The organism is Algoriphagus ratkowskyi (assembly GCF_002150505.1).
GTDB lineage: Bacteria > Bacteroidota > Bacteroidia > Cytophagales > Cyclobacteriaceae > Algoriphagus > Algoriphagus ratkowskyi.
On record NZ_MSSV01000006.1, the window covers coordinates 20,261 to 36,042 of the forward strand.

The 15,782-nt window shown below is 40.0% G+C and carries 13 protein-coding genes; 6 read left to right on the forward strand and 7 right to left on the reverse strand.

The annotated features are described in order from the left end of the window. Positions 1-4: 4 nt before the first annotated feature. Complete coding sequence (locus tag BVH02_RS08090; protein WP_086500905.1) at positions 5-673, reverse strand: peptidoglycan DD-metalloendopeptidase family protein; 669 nt, start codon at positions 671-673, stop codon at positions 5-7. 87 nt (positions 674-760) lie between these two features. Here BVH02_RS08090 and BVH02_RS08095 point away from each other — a divergent pair, with 87 nt between their 5' ends. Beyond that, positions 761-1,711: a pyridoxal-phosphate dependent enzyme gene (locus tag BVH02_RS08095; protein WP_086500906.1), complete on the forward strand. Its 951-nt coding sequence runs from the start codon at positions 761-763 to the stop codon at positions 1,709-1,711. A gap of 120 nt (positions 1,712-1,831) precedes the next feature. Here the strand turns inward: BVH02_RS08095 and BVH02_RS08100 are convergent, their stop codons facing one another. From BVH02_RS08100 to BVH02_RS08115, 4 genes are all read right to left on the reverse strand, one after another. Further along, a complete protein-coding gene (locus tag BVH02_RS08100; RefSeq protein WP_086500907.1) occupies positions 1,832-2,350 on the reverse strand; it encodes a hypothetical protein in 519 nt (172 codons plus the stop codon). Between the two features lie 159 nt (positions 2,351-2,509). Continuing rightward, positions 2,510-2,881: a hypothetical protein gene (locus tag BVH02_RS08105; RefSeq protein ID WP_143244193.1), complete on the reverse strand. Its 372-nt coding sequence runs from the start codon at positions 2,879-2,881 to the stop codon at positions 2,510-2,512. 134 nt (positions 2,882-3,015) lie between these two features. Then, the gene (locus tag BVH02_RS08110) at positions 3,016-3,456 is read right to left on the reverse strand and encodes a hypothetical protein (RefSeq protein WP_143244194.1); all 441 of its coding nucleotides are present in this window, start codon (positions 3,454-3,456) and stop codon (positions 3,016-3,018) included. A 718-nt stretch (positions 3,457-4,174) separates the two neighbouring features. Next, complete coding sequence (locus BVH02_RS08115; protein ID WP_086500910.1) at positions 4,175-7,135, reverse strand: glycoside hydrolase family 3 N-terminal domain-containing protein; 2,961 nt, start codon at positions 7,133-7,135, stop codon at positions 4,175-4,177. Positions 7,136-7,524: 389 nt separating this feature from the next. Between BVH02_RS08115 and BVH02_RS08120 the strand changes: the two genes are divergently transcribed. Genes BVH02_RS08120 through BVH02_RS08135 form a run of 4 tightly spaced genes read left to right on the forward strand, consistent with a single transcriptional unit; the run spans position 7,525 to position 11,512 of the window. Then, positions 7,525-7,938 (forward strand): hypothetical protein, encoded by a 414-nt coding sequence (locus BVH02_RS08120; protein ID WP_086500911.1) that lies wholly within the window; start codon positions 7,525-7,527, stop codon positions 7,936-7,938. Continuing rightward, positions 7,931-9,778, forward strand: a complete 1,848-nt coding sequence (mutL, locus tag BVH02_RS08125) for a DNA mismatch repair endonuclease MutL (RefSeq protein ID WP_086500912.1) — start codon at positions 7,931-7,933, stop codon at positions 9,776-9,778. The genes BVH02_RS08120 and mutL overlap by 8 nt, the downstream gene beginning before the upstream one ends. Position 9,779: 1 nt before the next feature. Further along, positions 9,780-10,571, forward strand: coding sequence for a rhomboid family intramembrane serine protease (locus BVH02_RS08130; RefSeq protein WP_086500913.1), 792 nt, complete (start codon positions 9,780-9,782; stop codon positions 10,569-10,571). A 2-nt stretch (positions 10,572-10,573) separates the two neighbouring features. Then, a complete protein-coding gene (locus BVH02_RS08135) occupies positions 10,574-11,512 on the forward strand; it encodes a rhomboid family protein (protein ID WP_086500914.1) in 939 nt (312 codons plus the stop codon). Between the two features lie 154 nt (positions 11,513-11,666). On the opposite strand, the gene BVH02_RS08140 is transcribed toward BVH02_RS08135, so the two are convergent. Together BVH02_RS08140 and rlmN are read right to left on the reverse strand one after the other, a co-directional pair. Next, positions 11,667-12,143, reverse strand: a complete 477-nt coding sequence (locus BVH02_RS08140) for a porin family protein (protein ID WP_086500915.1) — start codon at positions 12,141-12,143, stop codon at positions 11,667-11,669. A gap of 59 nt (positions 12,144-12,202) precedes the next feature. Then, positions 12,203-13,270, reverse strand: coding sequence for a 23S rRNA (adenine(2503)-C(2))-methyltransferase RlmN (rlmN, locus tag BVH02_RS08145; protein WP_086500916.1), 1,068 nt, complete (start codon positions 13,268-13,270; stop codon positions 12,203-12,205). A 314-nt stretch (positions 13,271-13,584) separates the two neighbouring features. On the opposite strand from rlmN, the gene BVH02_RS08150 reads away from it, so the two are divergent. After that, positions 13,585-15,498 (forward strand): ABC-F family ATP-binding cassette domain-containing protein, encoded by a 1,914-nt coding sequence (locus tag BVH02_RS08150; RefSeq protein ID WP_086500917.1) that lies wholly within the window; start codon positions 13,585-13,587, stop codon positions 15,496-15,498. The last annotated feature ends 284 nt before the right edge of the window (positions 15,499-15,782 follow it).

Genomic DNA, 15,782 nt, shown 5'->3' on the forward strand with positions numbered 1-15,782 from the left:
GTCCCTATAGCACCTCACTACGCAGAATCAAGTTGGGATTTGGACAAATTATCCTGTATTGCTCTACTTCCCGTTGAGAACAAACACCAGGAAAGTCCCCAATATTTCCTAGTAAATCCCATATCAACTGAAAATGTAAATGTGGAGGCCAATCGCCATTTTCTGGAAAGGGTCCTACATGAGCTAGCAGTTCTCCAGCCTTTACTTCTTGGCCTATTTTTAATCCTTCTAGATCAGACAGAGTAAGATGACCATACAAAGAGTAGAGCTTTTTTTCTCCTAACTCATGCTCCAAAATGATAGTAGCTCCATAATTCCCAAACCCTGCATTGTCCTGAAAGCTGTGAATTATACCATCCAGTGTAGCGAAAATAGGTGCACCAGCTTCAGTCCAGACATCTACGCCCAAGTGAATATTACGGAAATCAGCTTCTGCGGTGGCAAAAACGGCACTTCTTCTATAGATCGCCCGATGCTCCAAGTATCCTCCAACACCATATTTACTTCCTGAAGCTTTAATCTGATGAGTTACATAGTTGTCGAACGTAGCAGTATTTGCCAAGTCTAAACTATCCAAATCTGTGTTGGTCGGACTGAAATCCAACTTGATCGTATTCTCACTGGTTAGCTTTTCACCCATCATCGGGAAAAAATCAATTTCATTCCAATTCATCCCTCAAGATAAATAATCCTCTTAAAGTGATTTAACTATTTCTCCAATCTCTAAATCTCTTTTCTCTTTTTCTCAGTAATTTTAACCATGCAAACCACTTTCCCTTCTCTCGCTGATATTCAAGCTGCGCACGAGCGTATCCAACCTTTTATTCATCGTACGCCAATTTTGACTTCATCTGCAATCAATGAGATCGCAGGATGTGAGATTTTTTTCAAATGCGAAAACTTCCAGAAAGTCGGTGCTTTCAAAGCAAGAGGCGCTGCAAATGCGGTCATGAAACTTACAGACAAACAGAAATCTAAGGGAGTTGCTACGCATAGTAGTGGTAATCATGCTGCAGCACTTGCTAGAGCGGCCAGAGTTGCTGGAATTCCTGCATATATCGTGATGCCGTCCAATGCACCCGAAATCAAAAAAAGAGCGGTCAAAGGCTACGGAGGAGAGATCATCGAATGTGAGCCGAATCTAAAATCTCGTGAAACTACTTTGGAAGAAGTGGTAGCCAAAACTGGAGCGACGTTCATTCCTCCTTACGACTTTATGGACGTGATCGAAGGACAGGCAACTTGTGCCTTGGAGCTAATCGTGGATCAAGGAGATTTAGACATTATCATGGCGCCCGTGGGTGGAGGTGGGCTTTTGGGAGGTACTGCCCTGACCGCTCACTACCTGAAACCAAACATTGAAGTGATCGCTGCCGAGCCAAAAGGTGCTGATGATGCATTCCAGTCCTTTCACGCAGGAAAAATCATTCCTCAGTCTGGTCCAAATACTATTGCCGATGGCTTATTGACTTCCTTGGGAGTTTTGAATTTTGAATTGATCGAAAAATATGTCTCTGACATTCTATTGGCCACAGACCCACAGATTATAGAAGCCATGCGTCTGATTTATGAGCGGATGAAAATTGTGATTGAACCTTCCTGTGCAGTTCCTTTGGCAGCTTTACTTGCAAATCAAGATCGATTCAGAGGGAAAAAAGTCGGGATAATTCTTTCAGGAGGAAATGTGGATTTGGGTAAGTTGCCTTTTTAGATAAAACTTCACTTTAAGTCATAAATATGAATAACTACTTCTAAAAATAGCTGAGCGCTTATGCAATTTATGCCCAGCTCGAACTTATTATCAGACCTAGGAAGGTGACAGAGAAAGACTCTATCTTATACTTGGATCTACAAATGGTTCTTGATATAATTGAAGATAGCATTGCCAACTCCAAATGTTATCTTCTTTAATCAAAATAAAAAGAAACTGATTATCTTCAGCCTCTTGAAACACAAATGCATACTTACCTACTATGACTGGCTCAGTTATTCTAACACTCGCAAGTTCATAGCTCTCAATTAACTCAATAGCATCTGGAAGTTTCTTTTTTTCCAAACGTTTACTACGTGCCCCCCAGAGTTTAGCTTCAACTTCTTGGCTTGCTATCATAAAGTCATCATCGAAAAAGTAACAAGTCGCAATTTTGTAAAAATCCAAATCTTTAGAATTTAAGAATTTACTCCAGAGCTTTGCTTCAATGGTATATTCAAACAATTCTACTGAAGTTCCGTCATACATGGAACTAAGCACTTTATATTGCTCTTCGGACAACTGAGCGTTACTTTGTTGAGTTGCTATGCCCAAAAGTAATGTGAAGCCAAGAATTAGATTTCTGATGCATTGTTTCATAAATCTTCCAAAACTTTTGGTTTAGATAATTTTTCCCAAAGTTGATATAATACGCTGTATTGCTCTATTTTAAAAAACTTTGGATTTGGGGAAGCTTCCATTTTAGATGAAACTTCCCGTTAATTTCTGGTCACCCAAATGCAAGAACTACCTCATAAATCAAAACCCAAGAATCAAGTTTTTTTGAAAGACCTTTAGTTTGGTCTCACCATTGTCAGCTTCAAAAGATTTACTTTCTATTACAATCCCATAAATAATTTTATCTAAACCCTCGGAAATTATGGGATAAGAAAAGGAATAGGTAGTTCTACCACGAACATAATCCTTATTTTTTTTCAGTTTTTTTCCGCATTTCAATAAATCTAAATCAAGGGTTGATGGTTGACTGGATTTCAGAAAACTATCTATTTGCTTTCTTTGATTAGTGTTGAAAATTTCATTAAAATCAAAATTTAAAATTTCTCCGGCAAAATTCGAGTTTTTAGGATTCAACTTCTCATAAGAATCATAATTTAAAATTTTCCAATCCAAGAAATCTGCATTTAGAGAATTATCATCAATTTCACTTACGAGATAATTGATCAGATCATATTCTTCCGAAAGATTATCACGGGAATCCGAAAATCCCAACAACAATAGACTAACAAGGATCGCTTTTAGCATCATCACTCTATACTTTTAGCTAACACGTATATTTCATACAGCTTAATTTTCCTGTCTTTATCTTTTTCGGTTTTCAGCCTTTCAAAATCCTCCTTGAAAACGATGTAAGTTTTCTCATCATTATCAATAGCAAACCAATCATTGAATTCAATTGTATCGCTATCAACGAGCTCGACTATTTCGATATTTGAAAAGTTTATGTTTAAATTTTCATCCAAGTGAGAATGAGTTAAAACAACATAAATATTAGGATGTCCATATCCTTCAATTCTATAGTTAAAGCTAGAGTCAGAATAAATCATTGAATCCATTAGCCTTATATTTCTATCTGAACTTTCAAACAGAATTATTTTGAAAGAACTTAGATCTTGCTTACTCCTCCTACCGTTACATGAAAAAAGCAAAAATATTATAACTATTGAATTAATTAAGTAAATTCTCATTATTGACAAGATTTAGACAGGTAATTAAAAACATTTTGCCAATTGTCATAAACACTTTTCGACTGCCATGCATTTCACTCTTGTGAATCTTATAATCCAACTCAGTTTAAGGCATTATATTAATCATTTGGCAGAATTCCCCGAGAAAATAGCTTATAGCTTTTGAGTTTGTGATGAATGAATCATTTCCAAGATATGGATGAATTTACCTCAAAAAGTCTGCAATTTCTCCGACTATATTTTAAGCCATATAGTTATGCGAAATATAATTGCCATCATATAGGCTTTTTATCGATTTTAAAAATTAATGAATTCAGGATCAGCAGGTAAATTGCCCTTCTATTCAGTACCTCCAGTAGCAAATTTATCTCATACATTGATAACTCAAATCGGATATCAAAGATCCCGGAACGAGATATTCATCTTGAAAGGTGAAATTATATTTATCAAAATTTAGTGTGAACCAATCCTCGTTTTCCATTTCGCTTTCAAACCACACTGTCATTTTTTCGTGCTCCTTTCGAATAACTTCCGAATTGTTCTGTTCTAAACCTTTAATAACACTATATGCAAATTAGGATTCTCAAAACCTTGCTAGAGGAAAATCTATTCAATTGGGGGAGGATGATTTTTAAAAGAGTTAGTAGCATGAAAAATATCATTTCTTAGGTTGATAAAAACAGTTAAACAACCATATAATTATTGATATTTTTTATCTCTACTTTTTACCCATCGCCTCATAGATAATATCATGGATATCCGTGCGGATTCCCTCTTTTAGCAACTTCGTATTGGTAGCATCTGGATAAACTCGATTGGAGAGGAATACATAAATCAAATTATTATCTGGATCTGCCCATACAGAAGTGCCGGTAAAACCAGTATGCCCGAAAGTAGATTTTGGTGCTAAATCACCTGCTGATCCACCACTTCCCACTTGAGTGTTCGGCTTATCCCAACCCCAGCCTCTTCGGCTTTGGCTCGATTGACTTTTAGTGAATTTCTCTATTGTTTTTGGACTGATCAGATTCACATCGCCATAATATCCTTTGTTTAGCATCATCTGCATCATCACTGCCAAATCATTTGCGGTGCCAAAAAGCCCCGCATGCCCAGCCACTCCACCATACATAGCTGCACCTTGGTCATGGACATAGCCTTGCACTTGTCTTTTTCTCCATGTGATATCATTCTCAGTAGGTGCGATGTTATCGATTGGCATTTTCAAAGTAGGATTAAAAGTCATCGTAGAAAGGCCTAATGGATGATAGAAATTCTGATCTAAAAAGGACTCAAGCGGTTGATTAACTACACTCTCCACTACTGCTTGCATCAGATACATCGTAAGATCAGAATATACATAAGTATGCTTACTTGCTCCTCTAGGGATCGGGGTGATCTTAGATTCTTTTGTCCAGTGCCAGATGCTATCCCGCAAGGCATCCATTCCATACATGTCATTAGATACGGGGCGAGTAAATCCCGCAGAAGAGGCAGGTTTATAATAGTCTCCTCGCCACTGTCCTGCTTCAACTGTTCTGGCATAATAAGGGATAAAAGCAACCAAGCCTGCTTCATGCGCCATCACATCACTGAGGACCATTCTACCCTTATTAGTGCCTTTTAGTTCAGGCAAGTAATCTTCTAGAGAATTTTTCATGTTTATCTCTCCTCGGCTCTCCAAAAACATGACCGCTTGTGTGGTTGCCAAAACCTTAGTGATCGATGCTAAATCATAAACCGTTTCAGCATTTACCTTTGGACTTGCCTTGTATTCTAAATTCCCATAGGATCTTTCAAAAACAACTTTTCCATCTTTCACTACCAGCACATTTGCGCCAGGAGTAGCTTGAATTCTAATTGCCTTCTCTGCTACTGCATCAATTTTATCCAGGATTTTTCCATCCAAACCAACACTTTCAGGTGTGCCATAAGATAGTCGATTACTGGCTGCTAAATATCCTCCTACTCCATGAGAGAATTGCCCATTTATAGTAACAGGCAAAATACCTTTTGCAGCTCTAGCTCCAAATAATATTTGAGGTGCAAGCTTCTGGGTTACTACATTATTCTCGTAAGCAAAAACCACATTTCCAAGTCCCTCCAATTGTTGAGAAGCATAAGCATTACCAAAAAGTACGGTCACTACCTTCTGTCTTTTTTCTAAATCTCTGATCAGCTGCACATCGGCAGGAGCTACCCCAAACTTTCGTGATGGACTATTCGTCACTCCCATCATGCCAACCACTACTACATCATAATCTTCCAACTTTTTGATGGTGTTGTTATGGGTAGTCTCATTTGCAGCTTTTTCTATGTTGAAATGATCAAATTTTGCATATTTACTTAGGTATTTTTTAAATTCCTTCCCATCGTCCCCAATACTCAAGCTCGCAAAGGTTTTTAGATCAAGTTGTTTAAATGGGAGTAAATCGTCCTTATTTGTAGCAACAGTGAAGGCATCTGCATACAGATCCTCAATGATCCTTTCAGTTTCAGGCGTATCCAGCCTTTCCACAAGTTTGTAAGTATCTATCGGTTTATAGTGATTAAGACTAGACCAATACTTAGCACGTAGAATCTTCTTTACTCTTCGATCAATTTCCTTTTCAGAAATTCTTCCATCTGCTACCGCCTGCTTAATAAGTAATTTAGCCTTTGGCACATCCTGAGAGTAGAGTAACACATCATTTCCAGCTAATAGGGCTTTCAGGTCCACTTCTCCAGGAGAATTGGCAATCGCAACTCCTCGCATATTCAGGGCATCGGTGAAAATCAAGCCTTGGAAATTCATCCTGTTTTGAAGCAAATCAGTTACTACTTTTTTGGAAAGACTGGTAGGTATATTTCCTGCACCATCCAAACTGGGAACATTCAAATGAGCTACCATCACTGACATCAAGTTCTCCTTAAATAGCTCTTGATATGGATATAAATCAATGTCCCAGATCCGGTGTTCTGGATTTTTGATCACAGGTAGCGTATAATGACTATCCGCTTCGGTATCTCCATGGCCAGGGAAATGCTTGGCATTTGCAATAACGCCATTGTCCTGAAGGCCCTTCATGTAAGAAACAGCATGCTTGGCAACTAAATGTTTTTCACCTCCAAAAGCGCGATAACCAATCACAGGATTGTCAGGATTGGAATTAACATCCACTACGGGTGCAAAATTAATATGCATACCAAGCTCCTTAAATTGCCTAGCCATCTCTTTACCCATTGCATACACCAACTTTTCATCCTGAACAGCTCCTAAAGTCATTGCTTTTGGAAAATCAGGAATTGAATCTAAGCGCATGCTAATTCCCCATTCAGCATCCATGGCAATGAAAAGAGGAGTTTTTGATTGAGCTTGATAGAGATTAGTTAAGCGCGCTTGCCTATCTGGACCTCCTTGGAAAAAAATTAAACCTCCAAGGTTTTCAGTTTTTATCAGATTGCTGATTTCATTGATATGCTTTTGACCTTGATTGGAGTAAGCCGCTACCATAAATAACTGCCCCAAACGCTCTTCAAAATTCATACTATTAAATACCGAATCTACCCAATTGAGTTGAGCGACTGGATCACGTGAAACCAGAGGATCTTCAATTAATAATGACTCGTCGAGTTTTCCAGAGGAAAATAAAACTGCTATAAATCCAATTGCGAAGACTCTCCAAAGCTTGCTGCTCATTCCCAGGTTAATTTTTAATCCTTAACTTTTAAAATAAATTTGTATATCGATTGAATCGATTTCTTTCGGCTCTTGCAAACCAATTAAGCCCAGCGGCGATTCCATTTACGGAGATTGGGACTTATATAGTTGAAGATACTGAAAGATAAGGTAACATTCGGCCCTAAATCAGGTTAAAAAGATCATAAATTTGATATCTAGACGATCTTCAGGAACTTATTCCCCTGTTGTGCTTTTACTTAACGTGAGACACACTATAAAAATTACTTTGTCATGATTTCGAGCATCTGTAAGTCTTCACTAAATGTGAAGAATATAAGCTATTCGAGATTCTCCCGAAGAAAAATCGGGAAGGGCTATATTACTGACGAAAAACAAATTATAACCATATGAAATTCCCATCTGTATTTCGTACTGCCGCTCCAATGAGATTTGATATCAAACCTAGATATTACGATCCTGTGCGTGAGGAGATTGAGCAAAGAACCTCTCAGATCAAAAAAGATTTGGAAGCTCAGGGACTTCTCGAGAGAAGTGATGGATCTTCTCAGGATATTGGTTCCTATGGTGCAGGCATTCGTGGCTCTTTTTCGCAGCACAAAGGAATAAAGGAGCGTGATGGAGAAAACATGTTCGCTTCTACGGCGATGATAAGAACCTTCATTTTTTTATTGCTTCTTGGATCCATATTTGGCTACGTTTATTTAGGTCCCGTGATTTTCGAATACATAGCATATGTTGCAGCGCTTATAGGAGCGATTTATTTTTTCTTCAGATTAAAACCCAAGAAGAAAAATGAGTGATGTCATCAAGCTCCTTCCCGATGCGATAGCCAATCAAATCGCAGCTGGAGAAGTAGTCCAAAGACCAGCTTCCGCACTTAAAGAACTCCTCGAAAACGCGGTGGATGCTGGTGCTACTCAAGTGCAAGTGGTGGTAAAAGAATCAGGTAAGCAATTAATACAAGTTATAGATAACGGAAAAGGTATGTCTGCTACAGATGCTCGAATGAGTTTTGAGCGTCATGCTACATCTAAAATCAGGAGTTCAGCGGATCTATTTTCTATTAGAACTTTCGGATTTCGCGGCGAAGCTTTGGCCTCTATCGCTGCGGTAGCTCAGGTAGAATTAAAAACTCGCCAAGCAGAATCTGAACTTGGAACCTTGATTCAAATCGATGGTTCTGAAGTCAAAAGGCAGGAGCCTTTTGCAGGAAATGTGGGAACCTCAGTTTCCATGAAAAACCTGTTTTTCAATGTCCCTGCTCGCAGAAACTTCCTAAAATCAAACCCTGTAGAAATGCGTCACATTGTGGATGAATTTCAGCGGGTGGCACTTTCTTATTCCGAAATTGGCTTTTCCCTATTTCAGCAAGATCTAGAAGTATATAGCCTCACCCCAGGCAAGCTTAGTCATAGAATAGTTGGGATTTTTGGCAAAAACTACCAAGGTCAACTTGTGCCTTGCGAGGAAGAAACACCGCATGTAAATGTGAAAGGCTATATAGGGAAACCTGAAAATGCCAAGAAAACCCGTGGCGAGCAGTTTTTCTTTGTGAATAACCGATTCATCAAAAGCAGCTATCTGAACCACGCCGTAAGTTCAGCTTTCGATGGATTACTGCAATCCGATCAGCATCCATTTTATGTGCTCTTCCTAGATATAGATCCCTCACATATCGATATCAATGTCCATCCGACTAAAACTGAAATTAAGTTTGACGATGAGCGGACGATCTACGCGGTGATCCGATCTGCGGTCAAGCAAGCCTTGGGTGCGCATCATGTCGTTCCTTCGCTAGACTTTAGTTTGGATGTGAACTTCAACGAGAAGTGGGACCAGGATCCACAGAAAAAGGAACAAGTGGATCGGGAATACAGCTACAAATCATTCAATACACCCGAATTCAAACAAGCCAGTACTTCGGGTTGGGAAAGATTATTTGAAGGCACTCAACAACCGACGAGAGATATCAATCGACCTACGCATACAGAAGAGACCGAAGTTCTGACTTTTGAAAGTCGTGCAAAACCAGATGAAACAACTGATTCCATTCCAAGGCCTTCTGAGTCAGAATCCACTGGAGCTACTTTCCAGGTGGAGCTCAGCTATGTGGTCGCTCAGATGTCCACAGGATTTCTGATCATTGATCAGCAGACTGCCCATGAGCGTATTCTTTACGAGCGTTATTTACGTCAGCTGACACTCGCTCAGGGGACTTCTCAGCAATGTCTTTTTCCTGCCACCGTCAATCTTGGACCTTCTGATTATGCATTGGTGATGGATATCATGCCAGAGCTTCATAGCTTAGGCTTTATGGTTTCGGAGTTTGGAAAAGACACGGTTCTCATCCAGGGTGTACCTGCTGATATTCCAGTCAAAAATGAAAAGGAGCTTTTCGAAGGGCTTCTTGAACAATACAAACATTTTAAAAGTGAGCTTTCGCTCGACACAAGAGAAAACCTAGCGCGTTCTTTAGCGCGCAAATCGTCTTTGAAAAAAGGGCAAAAACTGAAATCACAAGAGATGGAAACGCTGGTAGGCCAGCTGTTTGCATGTCAGAATCCGAATTATGGATTGGGGGGAAATAAGACCTTTGTGAAATTAGATTTAAGCAGTATTCAATCGTTTTTCGGCAAATAGCATGTTCAGAAATATTACTCCAGTAGTCAAAAATCTACTTATCATCAACGTAGGGCTACTAATTGTTTCCCAATTTATCTTTCCACAGTTGAGTGAGTGGTTTGCGCTTTATTACATTCATAGTCCATATTTCCAGCCATTTCAGTTTCTGACGTACATGTTTATGCATGCAGATTTCTGGCACTTGTTCGGTAATATGTTTGGACTTATGATTTTTGGACCTTTACTAGAGCAATTTTTGGGGCCAAAGAAATTGCTGATATTATGGATGGTTTGTGGTATAGGTTCTGGCGTTCTTTACTCAGGATATACTGCTTATCGTATGAATAATTTGGAAGCAAAAGTGGTTGCGTTTCAAAGTAATCCTGATCCAGATTCCTTTAATAAATTGGTGCTGGAAAATCGCGGTTTTTTCCAATCTTCAGTCTTCGATTTTGTGGATGACTATAGCCGTAATCCAAATGATCCAAATAAAATCAGTCAGGCAAAGCAAACACTGGATGCTATTTTGGAGATCCAAGGAAATGTGCCGATGGTGGGGGCCTCAGGTGCTCTATTCGGTATTTTGATAGCATTTGCTATGCTTTTTCCCAATACGCAATTGTTTTTGCTGTTCCCTCCGATACCGATTAAGGCAAAATATATGGTGTTATTCTATAGCCTTTATACTATTTACAACGTATTTGTGAATAATCCGCTGGATAACGTAGCCCACTTTGCCCACCTCAGCGGACTGGTGATTGGCGGTGTATTAATTTTCTTCTGGAAAAAAGATAGGAACAACTTTTATTAATTATGTACGGTAACTTTTGGGATAACCTTCGGAACGCTTTTAAGCATACTGACAACAGTCTTTTCAAGCTGATTGCGATTAACATTCTAGTGTTTTTTGTGGTGCTTGTATCTAGGATATTTATGACGATCGGCGGATTGGGTGATTTCTACACCACTGCTCTTTCTTACCTGATGATGCCTGCTGCATTGCCTAGATTTGCGTCACAGCCTTGGAGTATTTTTACCTACATGTTTTTGCACGAAGGGATTTTTCATATTCTCTTCAATATGCTTTTTCTCTATTGGTTTGGACTGCTAGTTCATCAGTTTCTTGGAAGTAGGAAGCTAGCCAACCTCTACATTCTTGGAGGACTTGCTGGTGCAATTTTCTATATGCTGATTTATAATTTGTCACCCTATTTCAATACCGGCTTGGACTCGTCGCTCATGCTAGGCGCAAGTGCGGGCGTTTTCGCAATTGTCGTTGGAGCTGCCACGTTAAGCCCAAACACTACTTTTCAGTTGATTTTCTTAGGTGCTGTCAAGATCAAATACATTGCAATTTTCTACGTGATTCTTTCATTTGCTAATTCCGCTGGTGCAAATGCAGGTGGAGAATTAGCACATCTGGGAGGTGCATTATTAGGCTATCTATATATCGTTCAGCTGCGCAAAGGAAATGATTGGGGTCTGCCTGTGCAGAAAGTGGGGATATTCTTTGAGGATCTTTTCTCGGGGAGAAAAAGCAATGTAAAAGTCTCCTATCGCAAAGCGAAAACCTCCAATGGTGGAGGCTTCTCATCTTTTACTAAAAGCAGTAAAGCGGAACCCAAATCGGTCACTACTGATGACGCAACTCAAGAAGAAATCGATCAGATTTTGGATAAAATCGCTGATCGTGGCTATGAGGCTTTAAATAAAGAAGAGAAACGAAAATTATTTGAGTTTTCGAAGAAGTAAAGAAGACGGGAGACACAGAAGACGGGGGACAGAAGAAATCCATCCTCAACCAGTGAATCAAGTTACTATCTTGGCTCTTTTATCTAGGTTCTTGACTCTAATTTCTTGTATCTCAAATCTTATGTCTTGATACTAACATCTTGCTTCTAAAAAATTACAATGGAATCGCTAACCCAACTCTAAATCCAACTTCTCTAGGATATGGGCTTTGGAACCTGAATTCAGTACTCAGCCCAATCGCATCTGTCACTCTGATATAAGCTCCTACGCCTACGTTCGCTCCCTTGGAATTTCTTATTGTCCCTGCTCCATCAGGTTGAGTGTCTTGCCAAGTTTGGCTATATCCCGCCATAAAATATAACTGCGAAGGTCCTTCTGAAACGTAATAGCGTAGGTCTGCACTGAAATTACTTTCCTTTCCCACCTGCGGAAACACAAATGTGTAACTAGGCATCATGGCGAATTTGTCCACAAAAAAGTATTCAATTCCTGCTCCAGCTCCGAAGTTATGATAACGCAAACCGTACGTTCCGAAAGCATGGAAACGTATATTGCCCTGCTCTTGGGATTGTGCCGATGCTACATCATTGAGCATAAAAGTGGCGCAAAAAATCAATAAAGCCTTTTTCATAAAATTAATTTTTTAAAATTCGATAAGAAATTAGCTGGCTAAAGTCAATAAACAAAATCTCAGCCTTCGTTCAACTCAGCCACCTCATTCTTATTGGCCAACTGTCCACAAGCAGCATCAATATCTTGACCCCGGGACTTTCTGACTTTGGCAATAATACCCTGAGATTCTAGTATTCGCACATACATATCTACTGACTCTTGACTAGCCTGACGGAATTCCCCCTCATCGATAGGGTTGTACTGGATCAGATTGACTTTGGATGGTATAAGCTTACAGAATTTCGCCAAGGCTCGAGCATGACGCTCATCATCGTTGATTCCTTCCCAAATTACATATTCGTAGGTGACTTTACGTTTGGTCTTTTCGTACCAATACTTCAATGATTCACCCAATTCCTCTACAGGATTGGTGTCATTGATAGGCATCAGCATAGATCTAGTTTCGTTGATTGCAGAGTGAAGCGAAACTGCTAAGTTGAAGCGAACTTCATCATCAGCGAGCTTGCGTATCATTTTGGTAACGCCCACGGTAGAAACAGTAATTCTTCGTGGCGCCATTCCAAGTCCTTCGGGTGAAGTGATTTTATCGATTGCTTCCAGCACATTCGCATAGTTCAGTAGTGGCTCACCCATTCCCATAAAAACAATATTAGTGAGGGGACGCTGAAAGTATTTTTCTCCTTCATCTTTAATCGCCACTACCTGATCGTAAATTTCATCAGGGTTCAGATTTCGCATGCGCTTCAGTTTTCCCGTTGCACAAAAGTTACAGGCCAAACTGCATCCAACTTGCGAAGAAACACAGGCGGTAATCCGTTTAGTCGTTGGAATCAGAACGGACTCGACGATCATATTATCGTAAAGTTTTACTGCATTCTTGATCGTGCCATCATTGGAGTGTTGCATTAGATCAACCTGAATATGGTTGATTGTAAAATGCGTTTTGAGCATTTCTCGGGTACTCAGCGAGATATTGCTCATCTCATCAAAGTTCTTCAGAGACTTGTTCCACAGCCATTCATATACCTGCTTGGCACGGAATTTCTTATCTCCCTGCGCCAAAAAGAATTCTTCTAACTGCGCCAGAGATAGCTTACGGATGTCTTTTTTCTGAATTGCTTCCATAGACGCAAAGGTAAGACTTTTCGGAGTAGCAAGTAACTAGAGAGAAGTATCAAGATAGGAGAGTCAAGATTCTTTGAAGTGTAGAAAAAAAGGTTTGTTAGATGAATCAGTCATCTTTTGCTCAAGATCATTTTAGAATACGGCTCAAAAACAGTAAAACACATTAAATACAGCTCATTTCTTCTGAATTTTGAACCGTATTTCCAGTCAAATCGAGCTGGTTTTTGTCAATTGAAATTTATAAATCTCTTGTAAGTAGAGAAGATGAATCAATTTAACTTACTAATTGCCCGCCTTTTCCCTACTTTTGCGGCATGAATTACCTTTCGGTCGAAAACCTCAGTAAAGCGTTCGGTGAGCGCAAGCTTTTTTCCAATATCTCTTTTGGCATTTCCCAGGGTCAAAAAATTGCCCTCGTAGGCATTAATGGCGCGGGAAAATCCACGTTGATGAAAATCATCATGGGTTTGGAGATTCCTGATACAGGTCAGGTTGGTACCAATCAGCAGGTGAAAGTGGCATATGTGCATCAAAACCCAGTTTTTGAAGGTACAATGAGCATCTACCAGACTATTTTCGACCAAAGTAATTCTGAAGTGCTCAAGGTGATTGAGGATTATCATAAAGCCATGCTGGAAGCAGAACGTGGCATTGATAACTCGGATAAGATGTCCGTGCTTTTCGAGAAAATGGATGCCTTCCAAGCCTGGGATTTTGAATACCAAGTGAAAGAAGTGCTCGGCAAATTGGGTCTTCACGATACCGAACTTCCTGTGGGAACACTCTCCGGTGGTCAGCGTAAGCGAGTTGCCTTGGCAAAAGCTATCTTGGAAAAGCCTGATTTATTGCTGCTTGATGAGCCTACCAACCACCTTGATCTTGAAACAATTGAATGGCTGGAAGACTATTTGGCGAAAGCTAACCTTGCGCTTTTCATGGTAACTCACGATAGGTACTTCCTAGAGAAAGTAACTAATGAGATCCTTGAACTTGATCAGGGTAAAATACACCGCTACCAAGGAAACTATGGCTACTTCCTCGACAAAAAAGAAGCTCGGATGGAGAATGAGGATATAGAATTAGAAAAAGCAAAAAGCCTTTATAAGAAAGAATTAGACTGGATTCGCCGTCAGCCAAAAGCTAGAAGTACCAAAGCAAAATACCGCGTGGATGCTTTCGAAGAAACGAAGGAAAAAGCTTCTCAAAAGCGTGAGGAACGCGATATTCAATTGACCGTAACGACTCAGCGTCTTGGAAATAAGATCATCGAGATCGATAAAATGACCAAAGCATTTGGTGATAAGACGGTTGTCAATGACTTCTCTTATACTTTTAAGAAGAAAGATAGAGTAGGAATTATCGGTCCAAACGGTGCTGGCAAGACTACTTTCCTCAACATGATCACTGGGCAGATGGCCCCTGATTCTGGAAAAGTTTCCATAGGACAAACTACTGCTTTTGGTTACTACAAGCAGGAAGAAAGCAGTTTTGACGAAGAAAAGCGTCTATTAGATATTGTGAAGGAAGTCGCCGAAGTGGTAACTATCGCCGGAGGTTCTGAGATCACTGTTTCTCAATTTTTGACACAATTTGGTTTTCCTCCAAAGCAACAACATACGCCAGTTGCAAAATTGAGTGGTGGAGAGCGCAGAAGACTTCAGTTACTGATGGTTTTGATCAAGAATCCTAATTTCCTGATTCTCGATGAGCCTACGAATGATCTGGATTTAATGACTTTGAACACGCTAGAGGAGTTTTTGGATACGTTCCCTGGCTGTTTGATCATCGTTTCCCACGATAGATATTTCATGGATCGCTTAGTGGAGCACTTGTTTGTTTTCGAAGGAGAAGGCGAGATTTCTGATTTCCCAGGGAATTATTCTGAGTTTAGGGAGATTGAAAAGGGGCAAAAAGATCGAAGTCCGAAGACTGAAGACGGAAGTAAATCAGCAAATAGCCAGAAACAAGAGGAGAAAGCTGAGGTAAAAGATTCGCCTCCTGTGAAAGCAAAAGCGAGCTTTAAGCAAAAAACCGAATTTAAGGAGGTGAATGCTTCCATGGCTAAACTTGAAAAAGAGAAAGCCGAACTCACCGAGAAAATCAGTGGAGGGAATTCTGATCATGAGGAGTTGATGAAAATCTCCTCGCGCATGCTGGAAATCGATGCTAAATTGGAAGAATTGGAACTGACTTGGTTGGAATTGAGCGAATTGGAGGGGATTGAGTAGGATTCCTTAGCACGTCATTGCGAGGATGGATTTTTGCCATGGCTTTATCAGGGCCTTTCCCATCCGAAGCAATCCTTCTAAGATTTAGCAGACTGCCTGCCCTTAATGAGGCGGGCTTCGGTATAGAAAGTGATGTGGTAGTTGATAGTTGGTCATAAATTCCTTCTAATGAAGAGACTGCTCTTTTTGCCAAAGGCAAAACTGGTAATAGCCCCGAATGCAGCGCAGCGAAATTCGGGGCTAATTCAGCGCGAAAGTTCATGCGAGTGCCAACGGCACGATCG